The 21,222-nt window shown below is 41.3% G+C and carries 23 protein-coding genes and 1 riboswitch; of the genes, 16 read left to right on the forward strand and 7 right to left on the reverse strand.

Annotated elements, in window-relative coordinates:
* Nucleotides 1-165 precede the first annotated feature (165 nt).
* The 3 genes from MHH61_RS11355 (at nucleotide 166) to MHH61_RS11365 (ending at nucleotide 2,720) form a co-directional block, all read left to right on the forward strand.
* A complete protein-coding gene (locus MHH61_RS11355; RefSeq protein ID WP_169510861.1) occupies nucleotides 166-1,887 on the forward strand; it encodes a T7SS effector LXG polymorphic toxin in 1,722 nt (573 codons plus the stop codon).
* A 14-nt stretch (nucleotides 1,888-1,901) separates the two neighbouring features.
* Nucleotides 1,902-2,255, forward strand: a complete 354-nt coding sequence (locus MHH61_RS11360) for a hypothetical protein (RefSeq protein ID WP_025093596.1) — start codon at nucleotides 1,902-1,904, stop codon at nucleotides 2,253-2,255.
* A 240-nt stretch (nucleotides 2,256-2,495) separates the two neighbouring features.
* On the forward strand, nucleotides 2,496-2,720 hold the full coding sequence (locus tag MHH61_RS11365) for a hypothetical protein (protein ID WP_024425367.1): 225 nt from the start codon (nucleotides 2,496-2,498) through the stop codon (nucleotides 2,718-2,720).
* A gap of 40 nt (nucleotides 2,721-2,760) precedes the next feature.
* Here MHH61_RS11365 and MHH61_RS11370 read toward each other — a convergent pair whose 3' ends face one another.
* The 4 genes from MHH61_RS11370 to MHH61_RS11385 all read right to left on the reverse strand — a co-directional run bounded on the left by MHH61_RS11370 (nucleotide 2,761) and on the right by MHH61_RS11385 (nucleotide 5,524).
* A complete protein-coding gene (locus MHH61_RS11370; protein ID WP_008346966.1) occupies nucleotides 2,761-3,024 on the reverse strand; it encodes a hypothetical protein in 264 nt (87 codons plus the stop codon).
* Between the two features lie 98 nt (nucleotides 3,025-3,122).
* A complete protein-coding gene (locus MHH61_RS11375) occupies nucleotides 3,123-3,692 on the reverse strand; it encodes a GNAT family N-acetyltransferase (RefSeq protein WP_125587441.1) in 570 nt (189 codons plus the stop codon).
* A 71-nt stretch (nucleotides 3,693-3,763) separates the two neighbouring features.
* On the reverse strand, nucleotides 3,764-5,041 hold the full coding sequence (locus MHH61_RS11380; protein ID WP_125587440.1) for an Nramp family divalent metal transporter: 1,278 nt from the start codon (nucleotides 5,039-5,041) through the stop codon (nucleotides 3,764-3,766).
* A gap of 222 nt (nucleotides 5,042-5,263) precedes the next feature.
* A complete protein-coding gene (locus tag MHH61_RS11385) occupies nucleotides 5,264-5,524 on the reverse strand; it encodes a GlsB/YeaQ/YmgE family stress response membrane protein (protein ID WP_024427360.1) in 261 nt (86 codons plus the stop codon).
* A 156-nt stretch (nucleotides 5,525-5,680) separates the two neighbouring features.
* Between MHH61_RS11385 and MHH61_RS11390 the strand changes: the two genes are divergently transcribed.
* A complete protein-coding gene (locus MHH61_RS11390) occupies nucleotides 5,681-6,511 on the forward strand; it encodes an EcsC family protein (RefSeq protein WP_087976904.1) in 831 nt (276 codons plus the stop codon).
* 25 nt (nucleotides 6,512-6,536) lie between these two features.
* Here the strand turns inward: MHH61_RS11390 and MHH61_RS11395 are convergent, their stop codons facing one another.
* On the reverse strand, nucleotides 6,537-7,634 hold the full coding sequence (locus tag MHH61_RS11395; RefSeq protein WP_125587439.1) for a TRAP transporter substrate-binding protein: 1,098 nt from the start codon (nucleotides 7,632-7,634) through the stop codon (nucleotides 6,537-6,539).
* 83 nt (nucleotides 7,635-7,717) lie between these two features.
* Here MHH61_RS11395 and MHH61_RS11400 point away from each other — a divergent pair, with 83 nt between their 5' ends.
* From MHH61_RS11400 to MHH61_RS11435, 8 genes are all read left to right on the forward strand, one after another.
* Nucleotides 7,718-9,322, forward strand: coding sequence for a sensor histidine kinase (locus MHH61_RS11400; protein ID WP_024425372.1), 1,605 nt, complete (start codon nucleotides 7,718-7,720; stop codon nucleotides 9,320-9,322).
* On the forward strand, nucleotides 9,319-10,002 hold the full coding sequence (locus MHH61_RS11405) for a response regulator (protein ID WP_024425373.1): 684 nt from the start codon (nucleotides 9,319-9,321) through the stop codon (nucleotides 10,000-10,002). The genes MHH61_RS11400 and MHH61_RS11405 overlap by 4 nt, the downstream gene beginning before the upstream one ends.
* Nucleotides 10,003-10,126: 124 nt before the next feature.
* A complete protein-coding gene (gene dctP / locus MHH61_RS11410) occupies nucleotides 10,127-11,395 on the forward strand; it encodes a C4-dicarboxylate transporter DctP (RefSeq protein WP_034622583.1) in 1,269 nt (422 codons plus the stop codon).
* Between the two features lie 197 nt (nucleotides 11,396-11,592).
* The gene (locus tag MHH61_RS11415; protein ID WP_024425375.1) at nucleotides 11,593-12,615 is read left to right on the forward strand and encodes an AI-2E family transporter; all 1,023 of its coding nucleotides are present in this window, start codon (nucleotides 11,593-11,595) and stop codon (nucleotides 12,613-12,615) included.
* Nucleotides 12,616-12,678: 63 nt separating this feature from the next.
* Nucleotides 12,679-12,812, forward strand: a riboswitch (cyclic di-AMP (ydaO/yuaA leader).
* 76 nt (nucleotides 12,813-12,888) lie between these two features.
* Nucleotides 12,889-14,130 (forward strand): dicarboxylate/amino acid:cation symporter, encoded by a 1,242-nt coding sequence (locus tag MHH61_RS11420; protein WP_024425376.1) that lies wholly within the window; start codon nucleotides 12,889-12,891, stop codon nucleotides 14,128-14,130.
* A gap of 127 nt (nucleotides 14,131-14,257) precedes the next feature.
* The gene (locus MHH61_RS11425) at nucleotides 14,258-15,169 is read left to right on the forward strand and encodes an ABC transporter ATP-binding protein (protein WP_025093589.1); all 912 of its coding nucleotides are present in this window, start codon (nucleotides 14,258-14,260) and stop codon (nucleotides 15,167-15,169) included.
* Nucleotides 15,162-15,929, forward strand: coding sequence for an ABC transporter permease (locus tag MHH61_RS11430; protein WP_125587438.1), 768 nt, complete (start codon nucleotides 15,162-15,164; stop codon nucleotides 15,927-15,929). The genes MHH61_RS11425 and MHH61_RS11430 overlap by 8 nt, the downstream gene beginning before the upstream one ends.
* A 117-nt stretch (nucleotides 15,930-16,046) precedes the next feature.
* On the forward strand, nucleotides 16,047-16,382 hold the full coding sequence (locus MHH61_RS11435; RefSeq protein WP_017366657.1) for a hypothetical protein: 336 nt from the start codon (nucleotides 16,047-16,049) through the stop codon (nucleotides 16,380-16,382).
* Between the two features lie 97 nt (nucleotides 16,383-16,479).
* Here MHH61_RS11435 and fbpB read toward each other — a convergent pair whose 3' ends face one another.
* The gene (fbpB, locus tag MHH61_RS11440; RefSeq protein ID WP_065215285.1) at nucleotides 16,480-16,629 is read right to left on the reverse strand and encodes a Fur-regulated basic protein FbpB; all 150 of its coding nucleotides are present in this window, start codon (nucleotides 16,627-16,629) and stop codon (nucleotides 16,480-16,482) included.
* A gap of 315 nt (nucleotides 16,630-16,944) precedes the next feature.
* Complete coding sequence (locus tag MHH61_RS11445; protein WP_012008983.1) at nucleotides 16,945-17,265, reverse strand: thioredoxin family protein; 321 nt, start codon at nucleotides 17,263-17,265, stop codon at nucleotides 16,945-16,947.
* 184 nt (nucleotides 17,266-17,449) lie between these two features.
* Here MHH61_RS11445 and MHH61_RS11450 point away from each other — a divergent pair, with 184 nt between their 5' ends.
* From MHH61_RS11450 to MHH61_RS11465, 4 genes are all read left to right on the forward strand, one after another.
* On the forward strand, nucleotides 17,450-18,532 hold the full coding sequence (locus MHH61_RS11450) for a D-alanine--D-alanine ligase (protein ID WP_368004446.1): 1,083 nt from the start codon (nucleotides 17,450-17,452) through the stop codon (nucleotides 18,530-18,532).
* Between the two features lie 80 nt (nucleotides 18,533-18,612).
* Nucleotides 18,613-19,977: a UDP-N-acetylmuramoyl-tripeptide--D-alanyl-D-alanine ligase gene (gene murF, locus MHH61_RS11455; RefSeq protein WP_025093586.1), complete on the forward strand. Its 1,365-nt coding sequence runs from the start codon at nucleotides 18,613-18,615 to the stop codon at nucleotides 19,975-19,977.
* An 18-nt stretch (nucleotides 19,978-19,995) separates the two neighbouring features.
* Complete coding sequence (locus tag MHH61_RS11460) at nucleotides 19,996-20,688, forward strand: carboxylesterase (protein WP_024427369.1); 693 nt, start codon at nucleotides 19,996-19,998, stop codon at nucleotides 20,686-20,688.
* Nucleotides 20,689-20,815: 127 nt separating this feature from the next.
* Nucleotides 20,816-21,154, forward strand: coding sequence for a glutamate synthase (locus MHH61_RS11465; protein ID WP_046313963.1), 339 nt, complete (start codon nucleotides 20,816-20,818; stop codon nucleotides 21,152-21,154).
* Nucleotides 21,155-21,222 lie beyond the last annotated feature (68 nt).

A 21,222-nucleotide genomic window follows, 5' to 3' on the forward strand; every position in this document is an offset into this window, starting at 1 on the left:
TTATCACTTGTTTTATTCCCTCTAAAAATATCTGGAAATTATTTTTGTAACTTAAAGCCTATTTTTCCAATTCGCTGAGAAAGGTAAAATAGACTTTATGATCAATAATGGAGGGAGTGACTTCTTCTGGGTAAGATACTTGATGCAAAAGCACTAACCAGTGCCATGGATACAAGGGCAAAACACTACCAGGAACTCCGCGAACAAATGGTAGATTTAAAAAAGGCATTACAAGGTGTTGCCAATCTCGGTGATGATTTCACTGGGAAAGGAGCCGATAACATTAAAAGCTTTTATAAAGAGCTTGCTGGAAATGTAGACATGTTTATCAGCTTCATTGATAAGCAAAAAGTCTTTCATGAAGGTGTTTCTGGGACACTGGATGATACGAGCTTTGGCGGCGATACCTTTGTAGAAGAACACTTTTTAGACAACGCAGTACATATGGGCATCAAGAATGCCAAAAGCATTGTGAAAGATCAAAAAAAGGCACTCAAAACGATTTTTCAAGACATTGATGACCTCATTTCCCTAGAGGTATTTGATAGCCAAACCTTTGATGAAAAAATAGAAGATGCGGAAGATGAACGAAAAAAGACGGTCAAAGAACTAAGAGAGCTTGATCAAAATTTAAAAGATGAATATGCTTTGTCAGAGACGGAGCAGCAAGCTACAATGGCATTGTACGCTGAAATGATGAATGCGACAAATGACGGAAAAGCGATTTCGCCTATGAATTTTGACAAGAAAGCGTATCAAAATAGCGAAATCTACAAGGCAAAGAGCGATATTGAGAAGCAAACTTCTGAATATCTGAAAATCAAAAAAGAACAAGAAGAAGCCCGTAAGATCGCAAAGGAACAAGAAGCCCTCGCCAACCGCCCTTGGTATGAAAAAGCCCTCGATTATGGTGGAAACATCGTGAATGAACTGACTGGCGTAAACGATGCAAAACGTGCCGCAACAGGCGTTGATCCAATCACAGGCGAGGAACTCACCGCAGGCCAGCGAGTCGCGGCAGGAGGCATGGCAGCAGCAGGCTACATCCCAATCCTCGGCTGGGCAGGCCGCATTTTCAAAGGCGGAAAAGCTGTCTATAAAACGACCCAAGCCACATCAGCCGCAGTCAGGGCAGTCGATATCTACAAGACATCACAAAAATCCTTTGACGCCCTGAAAACATCGCAAAAAGGTTTATATGGACTCACCGCCACCAACGGCTTCAGCGAAGCGATCACAGGCCGAGACATGTTTGGAAACAAGATCTCAAAAGAACAGCAGGAAGCGAGCATAAACGCGGCGCTTGGTATGCTTTTGCCGTTTGGAGCTAAAGGGTTTCATGGGAAGATGGGGATTAAGAGTACAGAAAAAACTTTGAGTAATAAAAAAGTAGCAGTAGGTGAAGAAATTATTGCTCAGAGGGTACAGAAAGTAGAATTAGATTTAACTACAAAAGTTACACCTTACAAATCGTTAAGTCGGAATCAACAGAAGAAAATAAAGGAAAAGATTGAAAATCGTACTGTTACAAAGGAAGAGTATAAACGATATCAATGGGATAAAAGATTCTCCAAAAGAAGGGCTGCAGGGGTTACTGAATTCTGGAAACAAGAAAAGAAAAGAATTTTAGATGGAGAATCTACAACAAGGAATTGGACTAATGAACAAAAACAAGAGATTTTAAAAAGCAAAAAACCACAATATAATGGGAAATCCATTATCGGACACCATACTTACAATGCTATGAATTATCCACATATCAGTAATAGAGGAGAATTAATTTATCCTGTGACTGGAAGAGAACATTTAAAGGGTTGGCATGGAGGAAGTTATAGCAAAAATGCACCTGGTAGACCTGTTAATCCAGATTATTTAGAGGAATTTTAATAGGGAGGAAAAATATGAGTAAGATAGCTATTAAGATAAGCTCAAAAGGTCCAATTAATAAATATGTATTACCTTTAAGAAAGTACACCGGTTTAGGAATTACAGATATAAAAAGTGGGATTGAAAACAAGGACTTTTTTTCCGAAACGGATGCAAATGATATTGATAGTATGGAAAGTTTAAAGGAATTAGTTGATGCTTTACTGAATTTGGGAGCGGATGTGAAAATCTTTGATAGTGATGAATATGGTGAAGGAATATTTAATTATCAAGAAATTTCTTACGATGAATTGATCAATAGTATTGAGCGATTAAAAGAAATAATGGAAGAATTACAGGATTACGACGATGCTATGTCTGATGAGTGAAAGTGAACAATTAATAAAAGAATAATGAATGGAGCTTTGCCAGTAAAAGAACCTATGTAATTTTAACGTCTAAATGATGACATAAAAACTAAAAGATTACGATACTATGTTAACCTTGATTTTTTTACGAAATATCAAGGTTTTTTAAACTGAAAATGCACTTGCAAACTCAATCACCCACTCATAATTGGAAATTACATGTTAAACTAATCCAATCACCACAAAAAAGGAGCTAAAACCATGCTATGGATTTTCACACAAAACCAGCAAAGTTTCGTTCATGTCCACGAAATCACAGTAGCCGGCAAAAAGATTGAAGGGATGATCGCAGGAAGCGATACTTGGGTCAAGACGCTCGGTAAGTATGACTCAAACGATCGTGCAGCAGAGATCCTTCAAGACATTGTGAAAGTAATTGAAGCCAATCAAGATGCCACTGTGACTTACAGAATGCCAAATCAATAAAAAAGAAACCACCTTTCCATTGCGAAAAGGTGGTTTTTGTTTATGATGGTGTTTTTGTAAAGGCTAAAAATAAAGGGATGCCTGTGCCGACAAGGGTGGTGGCAAATAGGAACATACCGCAAATGAATAGAAAATGGCTGGCTGAAAAGACAAGTGCCAGAATGAGAAAAACGATGCTGAGTCCTGCCATGCTATATGATGGGACAAAGCGGCGTTTGTATGTGGCTTTCTTTGTTAAGAATGAGAAGAAAATGCCAAATAATAAAGGGACAATCCATAAGTAAAATAAAATAATAAGAGACATACTTCATACCTCGATTTTTCCTTCTATTTTATCAGATGCTGATCGCAATCGATACTACAAAGCTTCACTTTGTAAAATAATTCATGCAATCGACACAATTACGTGGGCTGATTCATAGAATGCGTTTTTTCTTTCATATATTCAGGCTGCAAAAGGGCGTATACACAATGATCCGTAAAGCGGTCGCCCAGCCATTCACATTGTCTCAAAATGCCTTCAAGCGAAAAGGATAATCGCTCTGCGATGCGTCTGCTCTTCAGGTTATCGACAGCAGCCCTGATTTCAATGCGGTGCAGTCCACAATCTTCAAATAAATAATGAATGACTGCTTTGCACGCTTTTGTCATGATGCCTTTTCCTTGATAGCCTTCTCCGAGCCAATAGCCAATTGAAACAGTCCTGTCGATCCAATGAATTTGGTGGGTGCCGATGATCCCGACAAGTTCTCCATGTGACCAGATGCCCGCTTGAAAACCGTTGTTCTGCATGGCTTGCTGCATTGCGCCTTGAATGAACGCCATGCTGTCTTCTTCTGTTTTCGTTGAATCCACCCAAAGCATCCATTCACGTAAATGCTCTTTTGACCGCTGAATGAGCAAATATAGACTTCGTGCGTCTCTTGGCTCAAGCAGCCGCATGGATATCTCTTGATCTTGATAAAAAAACATGTGCCCACATCCTCTCAGGGGAATTTTACCATAACCATATGAAAAGAAAAAGACAGCATCACTACTGTCTTTTACATAAACGTATCCACAATTAAAAAGAGATTGAGTGCGACAACAAGAGCTGCTATCACCCAAGATATTCCTGTTACCCAGCGGGCATTCGTTAATTCGCCCATAATTCGTTTTTTACTTGTAAATAAAATGAGCGGAATTAAAGCAAAGGCAATACCAAAGGATAAGACCACCTGACTCATCACAAGTGCGGATGTCGGATTCACCCCAGATGCAATGATCACAATAGGGGGAATCATAGTAATCAGCCGGCGGACATACAGTGGAATGCGGTATTCAATAAAACCCTGCATAATGATATCGCCTGACAATGTACCGACAGAAGAGCTTGATAGTCCTGCTACAAGCAGGCCTACACCAAATAAGATAGCTGATACAGGACCTGCGAGTGTGCTAAAATGCTGGAACGCAACATCCAGATCTTCAACAAAGAGACCATTTTTATAAAATAGAGCGGCTGCCACAATCAACATACTGGCATTGATGGCTCCAGCGACTAGCATCGCAATGAGGATATCTAAAAACTCAAAGCGGAAAATCTGTTTTTTCTCCTTTTCCGTTCTGCCGACGACTCTTCTTTGGGTTAATGCTGAATGTAAATAGATCGCGTGCGGCATTACAGTGGCACCTAAAATTCCAGCTGCAAGCAGTACACTATCTGTGCCTTCAAATTTTGGAATGAAAAGCCCGCCTGCGACACTTGCCATATCAGGCTTGGCGACAAAGGTTTGCACAGCGAAAGCGATCACGACAACGAACAACATGCCGGTGATGCCGGCTTCTAATGCTCGATATCCTCTTCTTTGCAATTCTAAAATCGCAAATGATCCGATGGCTGCAATAATAGATGCTTCAAGCAAAGGAATCCGAAAGAGCAAGTATAAACCAAGTGCCGCTCCAATAAACTCAGCTAAATCTGTGGCAATAATAACGAGTTCGCCCTGAATCCATAAACCAATGGAGACGGGTTTCGGAAACTCTTCACGTGCGATTTCAGGTAAGTTTTTCCCTGTCGCTATTCCAAGCTTTGCGGATAAGGATTGGATGAGCAGCGCCATGAGATTTGATATAAGAATGACCCATAAGAGAAGATATCCATATTTAGAGCCAGCCGCAATGTTGGTGGCAAAATTCCCTGGATCAATATATGCAATGGCAGCGATAAAAGCAGGGCCTAGAAAAGGAAGAAGCCTTCTAAATCCTTTGACCTTACCTTCAAGTGCACGCTCAGCTGCCGCTGACATGTGTGCCTGTGCCTCGATGTATTTGTTTGTCATATGTCATCACCTAGATTCTACAAAGTTTTGCTTGGGCACAAAAAGTTTCCTTCATGCAATTTTTAATCATCATATGCCCATCTTCATGAAAAGTCAACTATCTGAACTAATAGGTTTGTTTATCATATGTAAGTGAAAAAAATAGATACCTTGTCAACGCGCAACATAAAAAACACCGCCCCTTAGACGGTGTCCCTACTGCTTCCTCTGTTATTTGTTTTTTTAAGATACCCTTGATCCCACGCTGCGGAAGATCAGGCTTAAAATAATGACAAAGATGGCTGCTCCTAAGATCGCTGGAATGATCGCAAAGCCTGCCAGACTAGGACCCCACGTTCCAAGTAATCCATGACCAATCCAAGCGCCTACAAACCCGGCAATCATTGAGCCGATCCATCCTCCTGGTACACTGCCTCCAGCGAGTGCACTCCCAATGAGACCAATGACAATCGCCACAACTAATGAAATTAGAAATCCTAACATGTTGATCACTCCTCTTTTGTTTGTTTATTAAGCAATAACCGTTTTGAAAAAGATTAAAACCTTTCGGAACCGCTTCAATGTTCTATACGTATGATGGACAAGGATTGTGTATAATAACAGACAAATACTTCAGCGGCATCTAAGGAGGCATATGGCATGGAGGAAAGAGAATGGCTAAAAGCACAATTAAAGGAGATCGAAAAGTGGGAGAAAGACCAGCAAAAGGTATGGTTTTGGGAGAAGCTCAGCCGCCTTCCATTTCAAATGCTGGACAAGCTCACGCCTGCTTTTATTCAGAAAAAAATCGGTGTGCTGCTAGACGAAATGGGTCATTACATTCAATCTGGCGGTGCCTATTTGACGTCGGAAAAAGGCATCATTCATCAATTTCAAAAGAAATGTGCAGACGAATCCATTCAGCGCATAGAGGATATTGGAAAGGCCCCGATCGAAATGATGGATGCCATTAGTGAACATATGGGGAAAAACAGAACGAATCTCGCGACGGTGCAAGGGGCGACAACTGGTGTCGGCGGAATGTTTACGCTAGCCGCTGATATCCCTGCGGTCCTGGGTCTCTCCCTGAAAACATTACAGGATATTGCCGTTACCTATGGCTATGATCCTAAAAACAAAGACGAGCGGGTCTTCATCATTAAATGCTTGCAGCTGAACTCCGCGGATGTCGTTGGAAAGAAATCGATTCTAAAAGAACTCAAAAGCTATCATGCATCCGAAGGTAAGCATGAAAACATGATTTCCCAAATCCAAGGGTGGCGTGAGGTCGTCTATAATTACCGGGATTCGTTCGGCTGGAAGAAACTATTTCAACTTGTTCCCATCGCCGGAATTTTGTTTGGTGCCGTTTCAAACCGCTCACAATTAAAAGGAATTGCTGAAACAGGCATGATGCAATACCGAAAGCGAAGAATTTTAACAAGATTAGAAGAGCTCACGCAGCAAGAACAGAGTGAGTCCGGCGCATAAAAAAATCCCATATCAAAGGGATTTTTTATTTGCTCTCATCCTCTTCCTGAAAAGCATGAATAGGTGAGTGTTCATAACGTGCACGCAGTTCGCGGATCTGTTTGATGAGGGTGGAGCCGATCGTTTTTTCGGCTTCATCATACAAAGGATCAAGGGCTTTCATCCATTTTTGTCTTTCAGCTGGCGTCAATTCATGAATGGCAATCTGCGATTCACGTTTAATGTCCTCCAGCTGATCTTTGTTCATCTGTTCTGCATGCTTTTCATTCCAAGCCGTTGTTTCCTCCATGGCTTCAAGTAAAATTCGCTTCGTTTCGGGTGTCTGGCGGTCAAAGAAGGATTGATCTGTTAAGACCACATAGCCTAAATACCCGTGATTGCTTATCGTCATATAGTCTTGTATATGATAGAATTTTTTTGAATAAATATTTGAAATGGTATTTTCTTCACCGTCTACTTTTTTGGTTTCTAATAGCTGAAACGTTGAATTAAATGATTCCTGATAGGGCTTTGCGCCAAGGAGTTTGAATTGTTTTTCAATCATGTCGCTTTGCATAATGCGGAGAGACTGGTTTTTTAAATCAGCCGGCTGTTTGATTGGCCCTTTATTAGAAGTAATTTGCTTAAAGCCATTTGTCCAATAAGCCATTCCCTTTAACCCATCTTTTTGCAGCGTGCCAAACAACCTTTGTCCAATTGCACCTTGCAGGCCTTCTTGAACCGCATTGTAATTTGAAAAAGCAAAGGGAAGATCAAGTGCCAGCCACTCAGGGGACAGCATGCCGAGCTTCGAGGTAGACGGAGCAATAAATTGAACTTGATTCTCTTTGAGTGCATTTATTTCTTCAATATCAGAATAAAGGCTTCCATTGGAGAAAATTTGAATGCTGATCTTTCCATCGGATTTTTCGTGCACGAGCTCAGCAAATTTCTTTGCGGCAAGTCCTTTAGGTGTATTGTCTGCCACGACATGGCTGAATTTGAATACAAGCTGGTCCTTCAGCCCTGTCTGTTCATCATCAAAGGTTGTCGCTGATTTTGGCATCATATGATAAAAACCAAAGTATAAAGCGGTTACAAAACCGATCATGAGCAATAGTGTATAAGCGAGTAAATTCTTCATGCGTCAGATCCCCCTTATGTCAAGCATACTTGACAGAGGAAGAATCCGTAAAGATACAGGTGAAAAAAATGATGAGAAATCGATTGAAATTACAACAATTATCTATTAGATGGAAGCTTACCATCCTCACATATTTCGTTGTCATTTTCGCCCTTTTAATCGGAGGAATTGTTCTCGTTGGGGGAATTCAGCAGACAGAGGAACGGGAGCTTCGAAAAAGACTCATGAACACGGCGAGAACCGTGGCTGAGATGAATGAGGTGAAGCAGGCGTTAGCTGATCAGACAAAGGATCGTGATCAATTACAGCATGCAATCGAAGAGATTCGGATTATTCAAGATGCTGACTATATTGTCGTGATGGATATGGATCATGTGAGATTAACGCATCCAGTGAAAACGAGGATTGGCCAGCGCTCAGAAGGAACTGATGAAGAGCCGGCTTTTGCAGAGCATATTTATTTCTCAGAAGCAGAGGGAGAGCTTGGAACAGCCATCAGAGCTTTTTATCCAGTCAAGGATGATCAATTTAATCAAACAGGGGTTGTGCTTGTAGGAAGAACTCTGCCAAGTATGGCAGATATATTAGGAGAAATGAAGCAGGATATCCTCATGATCCTCCTGCTGACGCTCAGCTTTGGGCTTGTGGGTTCATTTTTGCTCGCCCGTCATATTAAACAGCAAATGTTTAAGCTGGAGCCGCATGAGATTGTCAGAATGCTAGAGGAACGCACTGCAACCTTTCACTCTATTAATGAAGGGGTCATCGCCATTGATAATCAGCACATGATCACCATTTTTAATGAGAAGGCGAAGCAGATTTTTGGCGTAACAGGTGATGTCGTGGGCCGGAATATTTGGGGTGTGCTGTCTGATACGAGACTTCCTGAGATTATTGATCGCGCAGAACCCGTCTACAATGAAGAAATTCATATGAGCGGAAAGCGGATCATGAGCAGCCGGATTCCGATTGTCATGAAAAAGAAGATCATCGGAGCGGTCGCCATTTTTCAGGACCGGACAGAAGCAGCAAAATTGGCGGAGGAGCTCACAGGGGTTAAGAACTTTGTGGACGGTTTGCGGGTGCAAAACCATGAACATATGAATAAGCTTCATACGATTGCCGGGCTGATTCAGCTTGGTAAAGCCGATCAGGCGCTCGATCTAGCCTTTCAAACGACAGAGGAGCAGGAACATGTGACGGACTTTCTTCATCGCGTCATAGAGCATGATGCTGTCGCAGGGTTATTGATGAGCAAAATCAGAAGGGGCAAGGAGCTTGGCATCATGGTCGAAGTAGATGAACATAGCTGTCTGCGTGATTTCCCTGAACGGCTTGATCAGCATGATATGACAAAGCTGCTCGGAAATCTCATTGAGAACGCCTTTGCTTCGTATGATACTGTAGAAAGAGACACAAAAGTCATTTCCATTAGTATCGATCAAACGGAGGATGTTCTCGCAATTTTAATTGAAGACAATGGATCCGGGATCGAAGAAGAAATGATTCCTTCTATTTTCGATAAAGGCTTCACACATGGCAAAGAGGGCGGAACAGGCTATGGCCTGTATATTGTAAAAACGATTATCGACAAAGGGATGGGAAATGTAGAGGTCACATCAAGCATCGGCATTGGTACCACCTTCTCAATCGAATTCCCAATGACCATAGAGGAGAGAGACAGATGACTCAGATTAAGGTGCTGTTAATTGAAGATGACCCGATGGTGCAAGAAGTGAATAAAGAGTTCATTATGAGTGTTCCTGGCTTTCAAGTAGCAGCTGTCGCTGGGAACGGGGAGCAGGGCATCCAGCTGATCAAAGAAATTCGTCCAGACCTCGTGGTACTTGATGTCTATATGCCAAAAAAGGATGGCGTCAAAACGCTGCAAGACATCAGAAAACAGAAGATGAAAGTGGACGTGATTGTCATTTCAGCAGCGAAGGACAAAGAGACCATCGGCATCATGCTTCAAAATGGTGCGCGGGATTATATTATTAAACCATTCAAATTTGAACGAATGAAAGAATCACTTGAAAGCTATAAGGCGTTTAAATCAAAAATCCAAACTGCAGCAGAATTCTCTCAGGAGATGCTCGATGATATCATACGAAAGCCTGCTGTTAAGCAGGAAGATACTTGGCTTCCTAAAGGGCTGAATGTGCATACGATGAACGAAATTAAAGCGTATATGGGCTTGCAGGAAGGCGCGCAGTCTGCAGAAGAAGTCGCCAATGCACTTGGCATTGCCCGCGTCACGGCACGTCGGTATTTAGACTTTCTCGTTAAAGAAGGCGAGCTGAAATTAGATATGCAATATGGCGGGGTAGGACGGCCTGTGAATAAATATATCGTACATTCTGACTAAGAGACCAAAAAGACCAAAATGTACGATATGTCCATAAGCTTCACAGCCTTTGATGAAATCGCTATCATTTATCTACAGATAATAGTTAAGCGTTTACATCAAAGGGTGAGGGAGTTGATTTTTTATGAAAAGGATTTTTAAGAACCTGACATTTCAGGTAATTGCAGCTGTCATTATCGGGATCATTGTCGGGATGGTTTGGCCAAACGTCGGAAAAGAAATGAAGCCGCTTGGTGACACCTTTATCAATGCCGTTAAAATGGTCATTGCACCAATTATTTTCTTAACCATTGTTCTTGGTATTGCCAAGATGGGTGATATGAAAAAGGTTGGGAAAGTTGGGGGAAAAGCATTTATTTATTTTGAAGTTGTCACGACACTTGCTCTAGTCATCGGTCTTTTTGTGGTGAATATCATGAAGCCAGGTGCTGGTCTTGACTATAGCAAGCTTGAAAAAGGGGACGTTTCACAGTATACCCAAAATGGGGGACAGGGTATCGACTGGATGGAATTCGTCACACACATCGTTCCTTCTAACATGGTAGACGCCTTTGCGAAGGGTGATATTTTACAGGTCTTATTCTTCTCTATTCTATTCGGTGTCGCGCTCGCTGCTCTTGGCGAGAAGGGGAAAGGCATCATCGAATGGCTTGATAAGCTGTCACTTGTTTTCTTTAAAATCATTGGTTATATCATGCGTGCTGCGCCTCTTGGTGCATTTGGGGCGATGGCTTATACGATCGGACACTTTGGTTTGGCATCGATTAAACCGCTGGCGAGTCTGATGCTCTCCGTTTATTTGACCATGTTCTTGTTCATTTTCGTTGTACTGAACATCATTTGTAAAATGTATGGCTTCAGCCTGCTCGGTTATCTGCGGTTTATCAAGGATGAAATTTTAATTGTACTTGGCACAAGTTCTTCAGAATCCGTGCTGCCAAGAATGATGGATAAAATGGAACGCTACGGGTGCTCTAAGTCTGTTGTCGGTCTTGTCATTCCAACAGGTTATTCCTTTAACCTAGACGGAACTTCAATCTATTTATCAATGGCTGTCGTCTTCTTGGCGCAAGTGTTTGGTGTAGACCTGTCGATCGGTCAGCAGATCACTATTATCCTTGTTCTGATGCTTACATCAAAGGGAGCTGCTGGGGTGACAGGAAGCGGATTTATCGTGCTTGCATCTACTCTTGCGGCATTACAGGTCATTCCGTTAGAGGGTCTAGCACTGCTGCTTGGGGTTGACCGCTTCATGAGTGAAGGAAGAGCGATTACAAACCTCATTGGAAATGGCATCGCAACAATTGTTGTCGCGAAGAGTGAAGGTGAATTTGACGAAGCGAAGAGCAAAACAGCACTTCAGGAAATGCGGAATATGAAGCAAGCTGTTTAGTATAAAAACAACCAAAAACCGAAACCTTATGTTCTACATGGGTTCGGTTTTTTTGTGTAAAAAAGAAAAACCAATAAAATTAATTCAAATCGTAAGACCTCTTTGACCTTTTATTATATAATTTACAGAAAGATCCGATATAATGTATATCAGATACGATGAAAAATAGACTTTAGTCCTGGCAGGTGTGTAACGTAATGACGGCATTTTTAAAATTGTTCGAAAAACCCGGTGTTAAGCGGTTTTCAGTATTTGTAGTATTAGCTACAGCATTATATCTATTAAGAGGAATGATGAATTTAATTCTTTTGACCTTCATTTTCACCTTTTTGATGAATCGGTTGGAAGAGGTCATTAGAGGCTTTTTAAATCGCTTCCTGAAAATAGGACAGAAATCGGTCATTACCATTTTGTATATTCTTCTGGCTGGTGGATTGACATTTGGCGGATTCGTTTTTGTACCAATCATCGCCAAACAGGTAGAGCAGCTATTCCATTTAGGAAAGAAAATTGCAGATCACCCACAAGATTTACCCTTCTTTGACGTCATCACGAACGTATTCGGAGATTTCAAAATATCAGCTTTCTTTGAGAAAGGGTTTAATTTCCTCTATACATACATAACCGATTTCAGCACGTTCAGTATCCAGGTCATTATGTCCTTAATATTAAGCATGTTCTTCCTGTTCGAAAAAGAACGCCTCATTCAATTCATGAACAAGTTCAAAACGAGTAAAATCTCCGTATTCTATCATGAAATTGCCTTCTTTGGACGTAAATTTTCCCGAACGTTTGGAAAAGTACTCGAAGCACAGTTTATTATTGCAACCGTTAATTGTGTGCTAACGACCATTGCGCTAGGCATTATGGGCTTCCCGCAGTTATTTGGATTAGCGGTCATGGTCTTTTTGCTAGGATTAATCCCAGTAGCGGGTGTGGTTATCTCTCTTATTCCACTCAGCATCATTGCGTATACACTCGGAGGCGGAATGTATGTCCTGTATATTGTGCTGGTGATTGTGATTATCCATGCTATTGAAGCATACTTCTTGAATCCGAAGCTCATGTCAGCTAAAACAGAACTCCCTATTTTCTTCACGTTTATTGTGCTGATCTTCTCTGAACACTATATTGGCATTTGGGGACTTATTATCGGTATCCCAATCTTTGTGTTTATTTTAGATATTCTTGAAGTGACAAATAGGGAAGAAAGTAATTAAAAAGTTCATATGAACCTGTTTACAATTTTCTAAAAATAAGGTATAAATGGTATGAAAATATCATATTACCACACGCTTAATCTTTCTAAAGGAATGGGGGACCCATGTTTTTGGGGTGAATTTTTCTTATCTGAGAAAAAAGGACATCTCTTCGTCCTAACCCGTCAGCTAACCTCATCAGCGTGAAGAGAGTAGACAGTGGTACATGTATGGACACGCAGGCCCACGAGAAGACTCTCTCGTGGGCTTTTTGACGAGGAAGGGGAGATTTTATTGAAGCTGGCGACGAAAATTATTATTGCCTTGTTTGTAGGTGCAATCACAGGATTGCTGCTCAACCTTTTTGCTCCAAATGTATTCAAAGTGTTAGACCCTTATTTATTTACACCTCTAGGTCAAATCTTCTTAAACCTGATTAAAATGCTTGTTGTGCCCATTGTATTCTTTTCGATCACGCTCGGTGTAGCAGGCCTTGGCGATCCGAAGAAGCTAGGCAGAATCGGCGCAAAAACCATTACTTATTTCCTGCTCACTACGACTTTTGCCATCATCATTGGCATCTCATTAGCCTTATTGATCAAGCCGGGAGCCTTCGGCGATTTTGATACAAAAGCGGCTGATTATTCCGCAGAGGAAGCCCCATCAATGGCAGAAACACTACTCAACATTATTCCAACCAATCCAGTCCAATCGTTAGTTGAAGGAGATATGCTTCAAATTATCGTCTTCTGTGTATTTTTAGGTCTTGGCATAGCCATGCTTGGTAAAAAAACGGAAGGCTTACTGAAGCTGTTTGAACAAGGAAATGAATTAATGATGTATCTTGTCGGTGTTGTGATGAAATTTGCACCGTACGGGACATTCGGTTTGATTGCAACGGCAATCGGCAGTCAGGGGCTGGATGCCATGAAAGCGATGGGACTTTACTTCTCGGTCGTGTTAATTGCGCTTATCCTGCATTTCTTCCTGACATATGGATCAACCATTGCTATCTTAGCTAAACGAAATCCAATGGCATTCTTTAAAGGATTTTCACCAGCGATGGTTGTTGCGTTTAGTACATCAAGCAGTAATGCAGTACTGCCGGTATCAATGGAAACAGCGCAAAAGCGTTTAAAGGTGCCAGAGCCTATTTCAAGCTTTGTGCAGCCGCTGGGTGCAACCATTAATATGGATGGCACAGCCATTATGCAAGGTGTTGCGACCATTTTTATCGCTCAAGTGTATGGGGTTGAACTGACGCTTGTTCAAATGCTGACGGTTGTCTTAACAGCTGTTTTAGCAAGTATCGGTACAGCAGGTGTCCCAGGGGTAGGACTCATCATGCTGGCCATGGTGTTAAATTCCGTGAATCTTCCTGTTGAGGGAATAGCGCTGATCCTTGGCATAGACCGCTTATTAGATATGGCAAGAACCGTAGTTAATATTACAGGTGACGCAGCATGTGCGGTCATTGTTTCTGAAACCGAAAAGAAACACGAGAAAGAAGCGCCGACACCTAACTTATCACTGTAATAAGCAAGAAGGGCTGAATGGATCAGTCCTTTTTTTCATGGATTGATTTGTCTCGCGTGATATACTTTTTACAGGATGAGCGGTCATAACTGCCGCCACAGGCTTTACATCAGAAGGAGGAACCACTTTGCAGTCTGCTGTTTTAAAAGTAGAGAAAGTCGATAAACAAATTGGCCGGAAAATGATCTTGCAGGATATTTCTATAGACATTGGGCAAGGAGAAATTGTTGGATTACTTGGACCCAATGGGTCTGGAAAAACAACTTTGATTCGATTGATCGTTGGCTTGATGAAAAAAAACAATGGCAACATCATGATCAATGGATATTCACAAGATGAGGATTTTCTTAAGGCGATGTCATCTGTTGGTGCGATCATAGAAAACCCAGAATTTTATTCGTATTTAACGGGCTTTGAAAACCTTGAAATGTATGCAGCGATGCACGATGGCGTGACGGAGGAACGCATTCAGGAAGTGGTGGAAAGAGTTCGTCTTGAGGATGCCATTCATCAGAAGGTCAAGACGTATTCACTAGGGATGAAACAAAGGCTTGGGATTGCACAAGCTATTTTGCATCGTCCGAACCTGCTCATTTTAGACGAACCGACAAATGGACTGGACCCTGCAGGAATGAAGGAATTCCGGGAGCACTTACAAATGCTTGTAAAGGAAGAAGGAACCTCGGTGTTATTTGCGACGCATTTATTGCATGAGGTAGAGGAGCTATGTGACCGAATGATTATCATTCAAAAGGGACAGATCAAAGCTAGTACTCATCTCCGGGATATGGAGGGGAAAGAGCAGGTGCTGATGAATATTCAGCCAGTAGAAAAGGCGGTCTCATGGCTTGACGCACACGACTATACATATGAACGAAATGGAGCGCGTGTACTGCTTCAACTGAACAAAGAACGTGTGCCAGAGCTGAACAAACAGCTTGTGCTGGCGGGGTTTGATGTACTTGAAATGATGCCTCAAAAGCAGTCAATTGAAGAGGCATTTATGAAATGGACGGAAGGCGGGACGACAGATGCTTAACCTCATCAAGAATGAGCATAAGAAAATCATGATGAAAAAGATCACATTCATTGCTCTTTTATTGATCGTTGTATTTCAACTGGCCATGGCTCTAACCTTGAAACGAGTCATATCAAGCTTTGGTGGACAAGACACAGTCGCGAACTATTTTGCTTATTCCACGAACGTCGTGTTTATTTTGCAGGTACTTGCTGTTGTTATTGGTGCGACCTTGATCTCAACAGAGTTTCAGAAAAGGACGATCAAGTTTCTATTGATCCGGCCAAAAACAAGACTGCACATTTTTCTGTCAAAATACATCACACTTGTACTGACAGTCATTTATTTGTTTGTTTTTTATTATGTTTTGGCTTTTCTATTTGGTCTTATTTTCTTCGGTACTGATTTTGATGAAAGAACGGGGCAATTATTTCAGCATACGTTTGCCGTCATTGGATCTCAGTGGGTGGAAGTGATCATGATGGCAAGCTTTGCTTTTATGTGTTCCAGTTTGTTTAGAAACAGTCTTGTTGCCCTTGTGACCTCGTTTTTTGTTTTATATGCGGCGAAATCACTTGTACCGATCATGTCTCTCTTAGAAAATCAGTGGGGGAAAATCCTCCTTTTCGCGAATACGGACTTTACTCAGTACAGCTTTCAAGGACCGCCGCCTTTTCATGGGATGAGCATTTTGTTTTCTCTATTTATAATAGGGGCGCATTTTGTTTTCTTTATTGGATCGGCTTGGATTCTTTTTTGGAAACGTGATGTAAATGTGTAAAAATTGTGTCAAATAACAAGAAAAATTCGTGACATCTTTGTGAAAACGAGTCTGTATTTCACGATAACCGGCTGATTTTGTCTTATAATAAGAAGGAGTCATGGAGGTGGCACTATCGTGAAAAATTTCATTACGGCTTTACCAATTTTGTTGCTGCTGTCGTTTTCGTTTGTGTCTTTTGCCTTCCAGTTTGATCACCTTGTTTATTTCAGACTAGCGCTGGGGATCTTTTCGTTAGCGGGTCTTTTCTTTCTGTATACACTTAAAAGAAACATGAAATGGTTCATGGTCTATTTATATGCGAGCTGGATCGTTCTTGCTGCCGTCACGACATTTGAGGAACCAGTCTTTTCTCAATTTTTCTTCGGTGGTTTAACGATGACAATGGGTTATCTCACATATATGCTCATTTATTTAGGAATGAAGCAGGACCGTGTAGCGAAATCACATTAAAACAAAAGCCGATAAAATCGAATAACAGATTTTATCGGCTTTTTTATTTTGTTGAAGCAGACAAAAGAGCAGTCAGTGATGACTGCTCCTCTTGTACTTATGATTCACGCCCAGCAGCTGCAAGTTGCTTCTGGTGTTTTTTGTCAATGGTTTCGTAAATACTTTCCATCATTTGAGGATCGCGCATGATGGCCTTTTTATTCTCTTCAATCAATTGCTGATAGGTTTTAATTTTCTTCTTAGACATGTGACTTATCGCTCCCTTATTAGAATGGACGTCTATAATATTTCACATAGATGAAATTGATAATCATTTTCAATTAGCAACTACATTATACAAAGACAAATGTCAGAAGTAAAGATTCAATTCAGAAAATTCACGTAACCGACATATTCCAAGCTGGTTCGACGCTGCATTCTTTCCCAGGAAATAATTTTGTCATGACTTGTCGTAAGTGAAACATCAATTTGAAACGTTTTGGCTGTGAAGCTCGTCTTATGAAGAGATTTAAAAAGAAAAAAGACATCAGCAAGAGTTTGCTGATGTCCTTCGTTTCATCAATTAAGAAACGTGCTCTTGAAGAAATTCTGTCACTTCTTCAGGCGATTTTGCATTTGCACTGTGTAAATGACCTGTTTTTTCACCATTTTTGAAAATTAACAGGCTTGGAATACCCATTACCTGATACGTTTCAGCTAATTCTGGGAAATCATCTTTATTTATTTCAAACCATTCATGGTGAGCATAAGCTTCTAGGATGTCTGGAATGAACATGTCCATTCTTGTACAGTCAGGACACCATGTTGCAAAGAATTTAACGATGACTTCTTTGTCTGATTGAATAATTTCATTGAATTGTTCAGTACTTGTGATTTTTTTCAATTTGTCACAACTCCTTTTCAATGTCATTTTAATATAAAATAAAGGCGAATGACATACAAATGCTCGGGAGGCGCTTACAACCTTTACAAATCATTTCAATTACGTAACAACAAAAATTAATTAGAGCATTTTTGCTTGAAAGTGATAAGATAGTAAAGATGAATTTTAGTGGGGGGAGTATCCATTGAAAATAAGTTTAGGATTGATTTACGGCGGAAAGTCAGCCGAACATAATGTATCACTGCAAACAGCCCTTGCAGTTACAAAAGCACTTAACACTGAGAAGTTCGATATACATCCAATTTATATTACAGAAGAGGGTGAATGGTTAAGAGGAGAAAAACTCACTGAACCAGTATCAAACGTCAAAATGCTTCAATTTGAACAGAACGCAAAGACGTTTTTACCAACTTCTTTAAATGAAAGCATGTTTCCACAGCCTGCATCGGCTGATGAGAAAATTGATGTTGTCTTCCCGTTGCTGCACGGACCAAATGGAGAAGATGGCACAATGCAAGGATTACTTGAACTGTTAAATATCCCGTATGTCGGCAACGGCGTTCTCGCGTCTGCCGCGGGTATGGATAAAGTCATGATGAAAGATGTTTTTGCACAAGCAGGACTTGCACAAGCAAAGCACCTTTCTTTCAATAAAAAAGACTACGAGAAAGCGACACCAGTCAGCTTAGAACAGGTGGAAAAAGTACTGGGCTATCCATGCTTTGTGAAACCTGCCAACATGGGATCAAGTGTTGGAATTAGCAAATGCCGCAGCGAAGAAGAACTGCAGACTGCATTTGACCTCGCTTTCCAATATGATCGTCGTGTGGTCGTAGAAGAAGGCGTCGTTGGAAGAGAAATCGAGATTGGTGTATTAGGCAATGATGAGCCGAAATGCTCTGTCGTTGGTGAGATTGCACCTAAAACAGATTTTTATGATTACAAAGCAAAATATGAAGATGGCGATACAGATTTGATCATTCCGGCGAGTGTGTCAGAGGATGAATATAAGACGATTCATGACATGGCGATTAAGGCATTTAAAGCCCTCGATGGATCTGGTCTCGTACGTGCAGACTTCTTCCTGACAGAAAAAGGTGAAGTGTTGATCAATGAAGTGAATACAATGCCTGGATTCACACCATTTAGTATGTTCCCATTACTTTGGAAGCACACTGGTGTAGAGTATCCAGAGTTAATTGAAAAGCTGGTGTCACTTGCAATTGAACGCCATCGAGAAAAACAAACCATTAAAACAACTTTTTAATGTGAGCAGCAAGCAGACACTATCCTTAGGTAGTGTCTCTTTTCCTTCAAACGTGAAATGAGAAAGAGAGGCGAAAAATCATGATCAAACGTACAGTGAAACAAATCGCCCAAATGGCTGGTGGAACCCTATCTAATCAAGCTTTTGGCGAAGAACAGATTCACGGAGTGACAACAGATACACGAAAAGTATCAAACGGCGCCCTGTTTATCCCGCTTATCGGAGAACATTTTAACGGTCACACATTTGCTTCAAAAGCAGTGGAGCTAGGAGCCTCAGCTGTTCTTTGGAATCAAAAAGAAGCCAATCCGCCAGAAGGCGTTCCAGTAATTCTTGTAGAGGATACACTAGCTGCGCTTCAACAGCTGGCGAAATCATACTTAAAAGAAGAAAACCCTCGTGTTGTCGGTATTACAGGAAGTAATGGGAAAACCACAACGAAAGATATGATTCATTCCGTCTTGCAGACAGCGTATCGAGTTCATAAAACAGACGGTAACTTTAATAATCATATCGGTCTTCCGCTCACCATTCTTGCAATGCCAGAAGGAACCGATATTGCGGTTTTGGAGATGGGCATGAGTGCAAAAGGCGAAATCGAATTTTTATCAAATCTCGCTGAGCCGGATGCGGCAGTCATCACAAATATCGGGGAATCTCATATGCAAGATTTAGGATCAAGAGAAGCCATTGCTGATGCCAAATGTGAAATCGTCAAAGGGTTAAAAGAAGACGGCATTTTTTATTACTTAGGTGATGAGCCTTTGCTTCGCGAAAGAGCAAGTTCACTCCCTCAGCGGGTAAAAACCTTTGGAGAAGCAGAGGACTGTGATATCAAGGTAACGCACATCAACCAGCTTGCAGAAGGAACAGAATTTCAGGTCGAAGGGTATGCCCAAGGTTTTCTCATTCCTGTATTAGGGAAACATAATGTGAAGAATGCACTTGCTGCTATTGCTATTGGCCAGCATTTTGGGCTGAATGAAAGACAAATAGCCCAGGGACTGATGCAAACGAAGTTGACGGGGATGCGTCTTGAGCTGTTTAAAACAGATAAAGGAATCACTGTCATTAATGATGCGTATAATGCAAGTCCTACTTCTATGAAAGCAGCCATTGATCTTGTGGGAGATATGGACGGCTTCGCAAATCGTATTCTTGTACTTGGAGATATGCTCGAAATGGGCAGCGAAGAAGAAACGTATCATTATGAACTTGGCCGTTACATCAAGCCGGAATTTATTGATCATGTCATGACGTATGGCCGTCTAGGTGCATTCATTGCTGAAGGAGCGAAAAAATCATTCGGGGCTGAGCACGTATTCTCCTTTATGGACAAAGAGGACCTGAAGAAAAAACTAGCTGAAGTGGCAGGGCCTGACGATGTTGTGCTTGTCAAAGCCTCACGCGGTATGAAATTGGAAGAAGTCATTACTGCACTATAAAAGTGAGAAGGTGACAGAATGATTGGCTGTTTATGTATCCACGGTTTTACGGGTGCCCCTTATGAAGTAGAACCGCTGGCGCAATATTTAAAACAGACGGCAGATTGGGAAGTGCAGTCTGTCACGCTTCCGGGGCATGGGGATGAGCTTCAGTTAAAAGGCATTCTTTATCAAGAATGGATAGCGACAGCTGAACTCGAACTTCTATCCCTTTACAGAACTTGTGACACCGTGTATTTGATCGGCTTTTCTATGGGCGGAATGATTGCTTCTTACTTAGCAGCGAAGTACCCAGTTGCCCGTCTCGTCCTATTAAGTGCTGCGGCTAAATATGTGAACCCAAAACAAATGATGCAAGACACAAGGCAGATGGTGAAGGAGTCCCTGTCAGGGATCATTGATACAAACCCTTTATATGATCGATATCGCCATAAGCTCACAAGCACGCCGCTCTCAGCTGCGATAGAATTTATGAAGCTGGTAAAGCAAACGAAGAATTCGCTTGAGAAGCTTCATCTGCCTGTGTTAATTGTTCAAGGTGAAAGCGACGGGATTGTGCCTGCTTCAAGTGCAGAATTTATTTATCATAAAGTCCCGTCTCGCCAGAAAGAAATGTTTTATTTGCCCGATTGTAAACATCATGTTTGTCATGAGCCATGTGCCCAGCAATTGTTTGAGAAAGTAGAACATTTTCTAAAAAAAGCAATTTAATATATAGAAAAGCTAAAATGTGGCTAAACTAATATAAATTGAATCCCACTTGTTAAAATTTGCATCATTTTTGTCGAATGAGTGACAGGCATATGGTACAATAGGAAAGAAAAGGTGGTTGATTCGGTTGTTTCAATATGACGGAAAAACCTTTATCCCGCAGTCTAATTCGAGTAACGGAGAAGTATCAGCAGGAACCATATTTCAATATCGTCAGGACGGGAATATATTAACGGGCACATATCAAGGCGGCAGTATTATATCTGGCGTACTTGTAGGAACTGTGAATGAGGATGGAACACTTCATTTTAGATACCACCATGTAAGCAAGGACGGCAGTATGAGAAGCGGGACTTGCAATTCCACTCCAAAGCAGCTGGATAACGGAAAAATTCAACTGTTTGAAAAGTGGAAATGGATGGACGGAGATCAAAGTGAAGGTGAATCTGTCATTGTAGAACAGTAGATATATCCATTTCTGTCTTGTTGAAAAACAAATAGTGTAATGGTAAGATATAAGGTAGGGTAATTCGG

The organism is Bacillus sp. FSL K6-3154 (assembly GCF_040869395.1).
Lineage (GTDB): Bacteria > Bacillota > Bacilli > Bacillales > Bacillaceae > Bacillus > Bacillus safensis.